The organism is Streptomyces sp. NPDC059248 (assembly GCF_042753905.1).
GTDB lineage: Bacteria > Actinomycetota > Actinomycetes > Streptomycetales > Streptomycetaceae > Streptomyces.
In genome coordinates this window covers 1-7493 of sequence record NZ_JBHYZV010000149.1, presented here as the reverse complement: position 1 = coordinate 7493, position 7493 = coordinate 1, and the positions used below count along the sequence as shown (strand labels likewise).

Annotated in this window: 9 protein-coding genes; 5 read left to right on the top strand and 4 right to left on the bottom strand. The window is 74.9% G+C overall.

What is annotated here, in order from left to right; genetic code table 11:
* Window positions 1–321: 321 nt before the first annotated feature.
* From ACFXG1_RS32710 to ACFXG1_RS32695, 4 genes are all read right to left on the bottom strand, one after another.
* Complete coding sequence (locus tag ACFXG1_RS32710) at window positions 322–873, bottom strand: YciI family protein (protein WP_384724241.1); 552 nt, start codon at window positions 871–873, stop codon at window positions 322–324.
* A gap of 154 nt (window positions 874–1027) precedes the next feature.
* The gene (locus ACFXG1_RS32705; RefSeq protein ID WP_384745815.1) at window positions 1028–1930 is read right to left on the bottom strand and encodes a M56 family metallopeptidase; all 903 of its coding nucleotides are present in this window, start codon (window positions 1928–1930) and stop codon (window positions 1028–1030) included.
* Window positions 1927–2295, bottom strand: a complete 369-nt coding sequence (locus tag ACFXG1_RS32700) for a BlaI/MecI/CopY family transcriptional regulator (protein WP_384717977.1) — start codon at window positions 2293–2295, stop codon at window positions 1927–1929. Before ACFXG1_RS32700 ends, ACFXG1_RS32705 begins: the two co-directional genes overlap by 4 nt.
* A gap of 39 nt (window positions 2296–2334) precedes the next feature.
* Window positions 2335–2931: a hypothetical protein gene (locus tag ACFXG1_RS32695; RefSeq protein WP_384717979.1), complete on the bottom strand. Its 597-nt coding sequence runs from the start codon at window positions 2929–2931 to the stop codon at window positions 2335–2337.
* Between the two features lie 117 nt (window positions 2932–3048).
* Between ACFXG1_RS32695 and ACFXG1_RS32690 the strand changes: the two genes are divergently transcribed.
* The 5 genes from ACFXG1_RS32690 to ACFXG1_RS32670 all read left to right on the top strand — a co-directional run bounded on the left by ACFXG1_RS32690 (window position 3049) and on the right by ACFXG1_RS32670 (window position 7058).
* Entirely contained in the window at window positions 3049–3513 is a 465-nt protein-coding gene (locus tag ACFXG1_RS32690; protein ID WP_384717981.1) for a DUF6153 family protein, read from the top strand.
* Window positions 3514–3674: 161 nt separating this feature from the next.
* A complete protein-coding gene (locus ACFXG1_RS32685; RefSeq protein WP_384717988.1) occupies window positions 3675–4352 on the top strand; it encodes a DUF305 domain-containing protein in 678 nt (225 codons plus the stop codon).
* Window positions 4353–4457: 105 nt separating this feature from the next.
* Window positions 4458–5330 (top strand): F510_1955 family glycosylhydrolase, encoded by an 873-nt coding sequence (locus tag ACFXG1_RS32680; protein ID WP_384745812.1) that lies wholly within the window; start codon window positions 4458–4460, stop codon window positions 5328–5330.
* Window positions 5331–5537: 207 nt separating this feature from the next.
* Entirely contained in the window at window positions 5538–6482 is a 945-nt protein-coding gene (locus ACFXG1_RS32675) for a hypothetical protein (protein ID WP_384745810.1), read from the top strand.
* 45 nt (window positions 6483–6527) lie between these two features.
* Window positions 6528–7058: a DinB family protein gene (locus ACFXG1_RS32670; RefSeq protein WP_384717985.1), complete on the top strand. Its 531-nt coding sequence runs from the start codon at window positions 6528–6530 to the stop codon at window positions 7056–7058.
* Window positions 7059–7493 lie beyond the last annotated feature (435 nt).

Here is a 7493-nt window from a genome sequence, read left to right as displayed (position 1 = left end):
GGCCGGGTGGTGGGCCGCTGTGGGCGGCGCCCGGTGGGGGGGGGTCTGCGCCCCCCGGGTGTCGGTCGTGCCCTGGCCCGGGCCCCCCGCGACGGACCGATCCGCTATAGCGCTAAGTTGATTAGCGCTATGATCCGGTTGGCACTCGCCCCCGGATCCCTCCCGGGCCGCACCGCCCCATGTCCGGCCAACAGGAAGCGGGAGGGCTCCCGCGGCGGTGCGCCGGCCCCGGCGGGTTCGCGCCCCGCGGACTCCGCCGGGGCCGCCCGCCGCCCCGCCGCTCCTACGCCCCCGGGCCACGGGACCGACGGGCGTCTCCGGCTACGACTCGCGTCCGCCGAACTGCCAGTTGTGCACCTCGATGTCGGCGTAGCGCCCCGGAGTCAGGATCGCGCGTGCCGTGTCCGGGTCCGGCGCCCGGAGCAGAGCCGCAGTGCCCAGCCACTCGGTGCCGTCGTCGGACAACAGCGGCCCGTAGGCGATCAGATCGTCCCGGTCGGGCGGTACATCGAGGTCGGCGGCGCGCCCGGCGCCGAGGCCGAGCACCAGGTACCGGTCGCCGCCGCTCCGTCCGCCGGGGAAGCCCCACATGGTGCGCCCCAGCGCGTTGCGCCAGCGTCGTAGCAACACGTCCCGATAGACACCGGCCTGATAGTTCGGCTCGTCGAAGGCGAACGCGCGGGCGGCGGCGGGATCGGGCAGTCCGACGATGTGCACGCTTCCGGTGGGGGTGTCGCCGTCGTCGGCGAGGGTCGGACCCCGGGCGATCATCTCCTTCGCGTACCGGTCCATATACGACCAATGCTCTTCGATCAGTTCATCGCGTAGCGGCAGGGAGCCGGGCCGGTCGCGGTGGTAGCAGAGGAACTCCATGCCCGAGGGTCTCCCGCTGCGGGTGATCGGGTCGAGCGGTTTTCACCACGGCGGGCGCGCAAAAGCATATTCCGGCAGGGCCGGCACCCCGCCGCCCCCGCCGCCCCCGCCGGAGCTCCATCGGGCGCATCCGGCCGCGCGGGAAGCCTCTGACTCAGCAGGCCACCAGGAGCGGGAGGAAGGGGGCCGTCAGGGAGGCGAGGAGCACACCGAGCCGGGTGATCCGGCGCGGCCGGGCCTCGGGTGTGAGGATACGGCGCAGTCGGATCAGCACACCGGAGCCGCCGGCGCCCAGGGCGGAGCCGGGCGCGCGCCCGGCCGCGACCTCGCACATCGCGGTGGCCAGCGCGTCCCGGGAGTGGCCGCGGAGCGCCCGGTCGTCGGCGATCATCTCCAGCAGCAGGGCGGTCTGCTCCCGGGCGTGCCGGGCGAGCGGCAGCCCGGGGAAGGCCCGGGCGAACGCCGTCGCCGCCAGCCGCACCAGATGGTGCCGCCCTTCGATATGGGCCATCTCGTGGGCGAGTACGGCGCGCAGCTGCTCGTCCGTCAGGCGTTCCAGCGCGCCCCGGGTGACGACGATCCGGCGCTCCCGGCCCGGCAGGCAGTAGACGGCGGGCACGTCGTGGTCGACGACGGTGGCCTCGTAGTCGGCGGCGTCGGCGCCGATGACGGCGAGCAGTCCGGCGTGGCGGCGCCGTTCCCGCCCCGTCTGCCACGCCGTCGTCAGCAGCCAGCCGAGGGGCAGCAGCACGATCGTGGCGGGCGCCATCAGCAGGGCGACGTCGGCGGGCCCGGCAGGGGCGGCGCCGGGCGGCGCGTCGGCGGCGAGACCGCAGGCGCCGAGCAGCCCCACGATGCCGTCGTGGACGTGCTGTTCGGCGAGGACGAGGTGGTATACGGCCAGGGCCGATGCCACGACGAAGGTGAGCGTCAGACCCTGCCAGGCCAGCAACGCGGCGGTGGGCGCGCGGTGGGGCCAGCGGGCCGCCGCGAGCGCGTAGGGCACGGCGACCCCCACGAGGACCGCGTACCCGGTCAGCCCGACGGTCGTGATCACGAACCGCTCCGCCGCTTGGCGGCCCGCAGCGCCGACCGCAGCGCCTGCACCTCGTCGGCGGAGATCTGTTCCACGAAGCTCAGCAGCACACCGGCCGGGTCGGGGTTGCCGTCCAGCGCGTCCTGCATCCGGGCGGCCGTGTACTGCTGGCGGGTGCAGGTGGCGCGGTAGACCCAGGCCCGGCCCTCCTTCTCGCGCTCCAGCATGCCCTTGTTGAAGAGGATGTCGGCGACCGTCTTCACCGTGCTGTACGCGATGGGGCGCTTGCGGTTGAGATCGTCGCGCACCTCGCGGGCGGTGGCCGGACGACCCCAGTTCCAGAGGCGGTCCATGATCTCCGCCTCCAGATCACCCAGCTGTCGCACGCCCCGCTCCTCTCGTCGGCGGTCTCGACGCCCCCGCCCTCAGTGGCTGCTCATCGTAGTCGCCGGACCGGTGGACCCCGGCGCTCCGGCCTCGCCCTGCGCACCGGCGTCCGGCCCCTCCGGCCCGTCCGTATCCCCCGGCCCCGGCCGCCCCTCCGGCTCTGCCGCCGCCCGCTCGGTCGCCGCCGGTACCGGGCAGGCGGACGCGGTACGCAGCCGCTTCACCAGCGCGTGGGTGAGCAGGGCGACGGAGGCCACCGCGAGTAGGGGCTGCGCCGGGGCCCAGTACGACATCGCCCCGCTCATCCCGAGCGCGAGCACGACCAGCTTGTTGCAGACCGGGCAGCCGACGGCGAGCACCGAGAGCACCCCGGCGGCCAGCGCGCGGGCGCCGCGCGGCCGGTCGCGGTCCGGGCCCCGGGCCGGTCCGCGGTCGCCCGCGTACGTCCCGGCGAGCAGGCCCATGAGGACGGAGCTGACGGCCCACACCGGGTAGTTCCACCAGAGCACGGGCGTCATCCGGCTGTAGAAGGCGGAGGGGACGACCCCGGTCGGCACACCGATCAGGACCGCCGCGAGCACCGCGGCTCCGGCCGCCACCAGCCACTGCCGCGGGCCCCAGGACCTCAGGCTCATCGCTCCTCCTTCACCGCATGCCTCACCACACGCCGACAACGCGAAGCAGCTTAGTAGAAGGTGGGTGGTGGCAGCAGGGGGGACCGGCCTTGGGTATCGTCGGGTGCGGAGGTCACAGTGGCGAGGACGAGCGGAACGATCAGGACGGCGGGTGCCTGGGGGCAGCTGCTGCTGGTCGTGCTCGCGCTAGGCGTCTTCGCGATGCATACGCTGGGCCACCCCGAGACGGACGCGGGTACGTCCCCGCCGAATTCCATCGCCGCCCCGGCCCACGCGCCCGACGGCGCCGGGTACGACGGCACGGCCGCGGCCCTCGCCGATCCGGCTCGGGACCGGCCGACGGGCAGCGGCCACGGCGGGCACGGGGACTCCGGGGAACCGGGCTCCGGCATGGCGATGGACATGCTGGCCCTCTGTGTCGCCGTCCTCGGCTCCGCCCTGCTCGCCGCCCTGCTGCGGGCCGTCCAGGGCCGCCGCGCCGACCGGCTGCTACGGCTCCGTACCGGCGCACTCGTCACCACCCGCCGCGGCCCGCCGGCCCGGCCACCCGATCTCTCCGCCCTGTCGATCCTGCGGATCTAGCCCGTCCCGCCGCGGGCCGCTCCGGCATGCCCGCGCGCCCCGGACGAACACTTCCAGGTATCGAACAGACAGCATGAGGTTGTGACATGAAGGGCTTGAAGGGCTTCGCACGCCCCGGCGCCATCGCGGACACCGCCGCCACGGACGCCGCCACCACGGACATCGACCGCGCCCCCCGCGGGCCGCGCCGCCGGTTCGCGCGCCGTACCGCCGCCGTCTCCGCCGTCGCCGCGGCGGGGCTGCTGCTCGCCGCGTGCGGCGGCGACAAGGACGGCGACGACGACATGGCCGGGATGGACCACGGAAAGAAGGGGTCCGCGTCGTCTCCCGCCGCACCGGGCGGTGCCGACAACCCGGCACCGGGCGCGTTCAACGACACCGATGTGATGTTCGCGCAGATGATGATCCCGCACCACGAGCAGGCGCTGGAGATGTCGGCGCTCGCCGACGGCCGGGCGCAGGACGCGGAGATCATCGCTCTCGCGAAGCAGATCTCCGCCGCCCAGGACCCCGAGATCACCAAGATGCGGGCCTGGCTCAAGGCGTGGGGCAAGCCCGAGACGGCCACGGACCACGGTTCGCACGGCTCGGGGGACACGCCCGCGATGGACGGCATGATGACCGAGCGGCAGATGGCCGATCTCAAGGCGGCGAAGGCCAAGGACTTCGACCGCGAGTTCGCCCGGCTGATGGTCGAGCACCACAAGGGCGCCATCACCATGGCCGAGGACGAGCAGAAGAAGGGCCGCAACGAGACGGCGAAGAAGCTCGCCGGTGAGGTGATCCGGAGCCAGCAGGCCGAGGTCGACACCTTCACGGCGATCCTCAAGCGGCTCTGAGCCGCCGGGCCGGGTACCGGTGCGCCGCACCCGACCGGGTCGGCGCACCGGCACCCGCCCCCGCCCTCTCGTCAGCACCCTCCCCCACCCTCTGGTCAGGACCCCATGAACAAGCGCATCGCCACCCTGTCCGCCGCGACGGCCGCCCTCGTCCTCGCCCTCACCGCCTGCGGCGGCGACGGCGACGACTCCGGCGACGACGGCCGGAGCACCGGCTCCGGCATCAGCCATATCCACGGCGTGGAGATCCACCCGGCGGACGGCAGGCTCTATGTAGCCACCCACAACGGCATCCACACCCCCGACGCCGACGGCCGCCCCCGGCTGGTGGGCGACCGCGAGGACGACTTCATGGGCTTCACGCTCGGCGCGAACGGCGCCTTCCTCGCCAGCGGACACCCCGCGCCCGGCCGCGACGCCCCGGCCGACCTCGGGCTCATCGAGAGCACCGACACCGGCCGCACCTGGAAGGACCGGTCCCTGGTGGGCGAGGTCGACTTCCACTCCCTCGACTACGCCCACGACACCGTCTACGGATACGACAGCACCAACGGACTGCTGCGGGTCAGCAAGGACGGGAAGAACTGGGAGAAGCGGAGCCCGCTGAAGGCCCTCGACATCGCCGTCAGCCCCACCGACCCCGACACCGTGCTCGCCACCACCGAAGCCGGGATCTCCACCAGCACGGACGGCGGGAAGACCTTCCCCACCGGCACAGGACCGGTACTGGCCTTCCTCTCCTGGACCGAAGCGAAGGCCCTGTACGGCATCGGCACCGCGGGCGAGATCAGCGTCAGCGCCGACGGCGGGAAGAGCTGGAAGCGGACGGGCACCGCGCCCGGCGGCGGGCCGCAGGCCCTCACCGCGGTCGACGCCCGGCGGCTGATCGTGGCGACCCAGGACGGTGTGTACGAGTCGAAGGACGGCGGCGTCACCTTCACCAAGCGCCTCAACGTCTCCTCGGGCGGTGGCCACTGAGCCGTACCGCGTCCCCCTGAAGGGCGGCGGTCGCCGCGGACCGCCGCCCGGCCCCGGCCGTCCACGCCCCCGAGGACGACCAAGGCCGTCCCCGGGCCGGACACGCGGCATGCCGTACGTCGCCGGACGCGTCCGGGATGCGTACCGTACCCGCCCGTCGTTGACTGGAGCCGTCCCATCCCGCGGGCCGCACGGACGGGAGGCCCCATGGCCGCGCTCCCCGCGTCGCTGCTCCGCGCGGTCCTCGCCGACCCGGGACATCTGCCGGAGCATCTGGCCCGGTTCGCCCTGCGGCACATGGGCCCCGCGGCCGACCGGTCCGTGACCCGGCTCCGGGAGCGATACCCGGACGCGGGACCGGCCGAGCTACGGGCCCTGGTGGTCGCCCGGGGGCGGCGGAACACGGTCGCGGAGGGCGCCTTCGTCGGCGGCCCGTTCCTGCTGCTGATCCCGGTGGCGTTCTGCGCGGCCCTGCTCAACGAGGCGCGTACGGTCCTCGAACTCGCCGGGCTCGACGGACGCGATCCGACCTCGCCCGAGCGGGCCGCCGAACTCCTCGTCCTGATGGGCGTGTACCCGGACGCCGACGGCGCGCGGACCGCGCTCGACGCCTTCGACGCCGATACGGCCGAGGACACCGGGAGCCGCTTGCGGCCGAGGCCGGGGGCCGTCTGGGGCGTCACCCTGCGGATGGCGCGGCTGCTGGGGCTGCTCACCCCGTCCGACGCCCGGGACGCCGGAGCGGGCCGGGCCCGGCGGCTGGCCACCACGACGGCGAAGGTCCTGCTGCTGGCGGCGGTGATCGCGGTGGGGACGGTGGCGCCGCTGGTATGGCTGCCGTACATGGCGCTCTCGTACCACTGGGCGACCGGGCGGCTCACGGACCGCGCGGCGCTCTACTACTTCCGTGAACCGGCGCCGCGCCGCCCGGCGGGCACGGCCCCCGGTCTGACCGCCTCCTCCGGCAGGGCCGTGGTCTCCCTGCTGGTCCCGGCCGTACTGACGGCGGTGGTCCTGGTGCTGGGATGGCGGGTCGAGCACGCCCGCTGGCCGGTCGTGACCATGGCGCTGGTCCTGTCGTCGGCCGGTACGGGCCTGTGGTGGTGGCTGCGGCGCCGGGACCGGCGACGGCGGGCCGCCGACGAGCCCTGACGCGGCCCGGAGCCGGTGTCGGTGGCCTGTGCGAGAGTGACGATCATGAAGACGACTCCCGACGGACGCCCCATCCCGCCGCCCCGCGCCGACGAACGCGCCATGCTGGAGGGCTGGCTCGACTTCCACCGCGCCACCCTCGCCCTCAAGTGCGCGGACCTGACGGACGAACAGCTGCGGACGGCGGCGGCGGAGCCCTCGTCGATGACGCTCCTCGGGCTGGTCCAGCATCTGGCCGAGGTGGAGCGGAACTGGTTCCGGCGGATCTTCGCGGGCGACCGGGACGCGGGCCGGGTCTTCACCGGCGGGGGCGCCGACGGCTTCGCGCTGGAACCCGGCCGGGGGCTCGACGAGACCCTGGCCGCCTGGCGGACGGAGATCGAGAAGGGCCGGGAGCTGACCGCCGGCGCGTCGCTCGACGACTGCGGCGGGCTCTCCGACGAGGAGGCCGCCGCGATGGGCGACACGGAGGTGTCCCTGCGCTGGATCCTGGTCCATATGATCGAGGAGTACGCCCGCCACAACGGGCACGCCGACCTCCTCCGGGAGCGCGTCGACGGCTCCACCGGGGCGTGACGCGCTCGCGGCGCGGCGGCCGGAGTCGCCCGAGCGCGTCCCGTACGAGGGCGCTCTCCCCGGCTTCGCCGGGCCACTCGGCCCGCGGGAAGCGCGGCCGGGGCCGTGCCGAAGGCTCCGGGAGGGGCGGTACGCACGGTGGCACCCCCGGCCACCGACCCGGGTGATCCACCAGGTCGCGTCGGCGCGGCGACACAGTCCGCCCGTAACGCGTACCGAGCGTCGGGGGCTGTGCGGAACCGCGCGGACACGGCCCGGCATCGGCCACCGGACGGACGGCGCGACCTTCCGGACGGGACCTCGGGCCCGGGGGATCGCGGGCCGGGGCCTCGGCCCGGCGGGATCCGCGGGCGGGGCGCCCGCGGCGCCCGCCGCTCCCGCCCGGCCGGCTCACCGACGCCACGGCCCCGGGCGACGGCACCCGCCCGCGCGCGG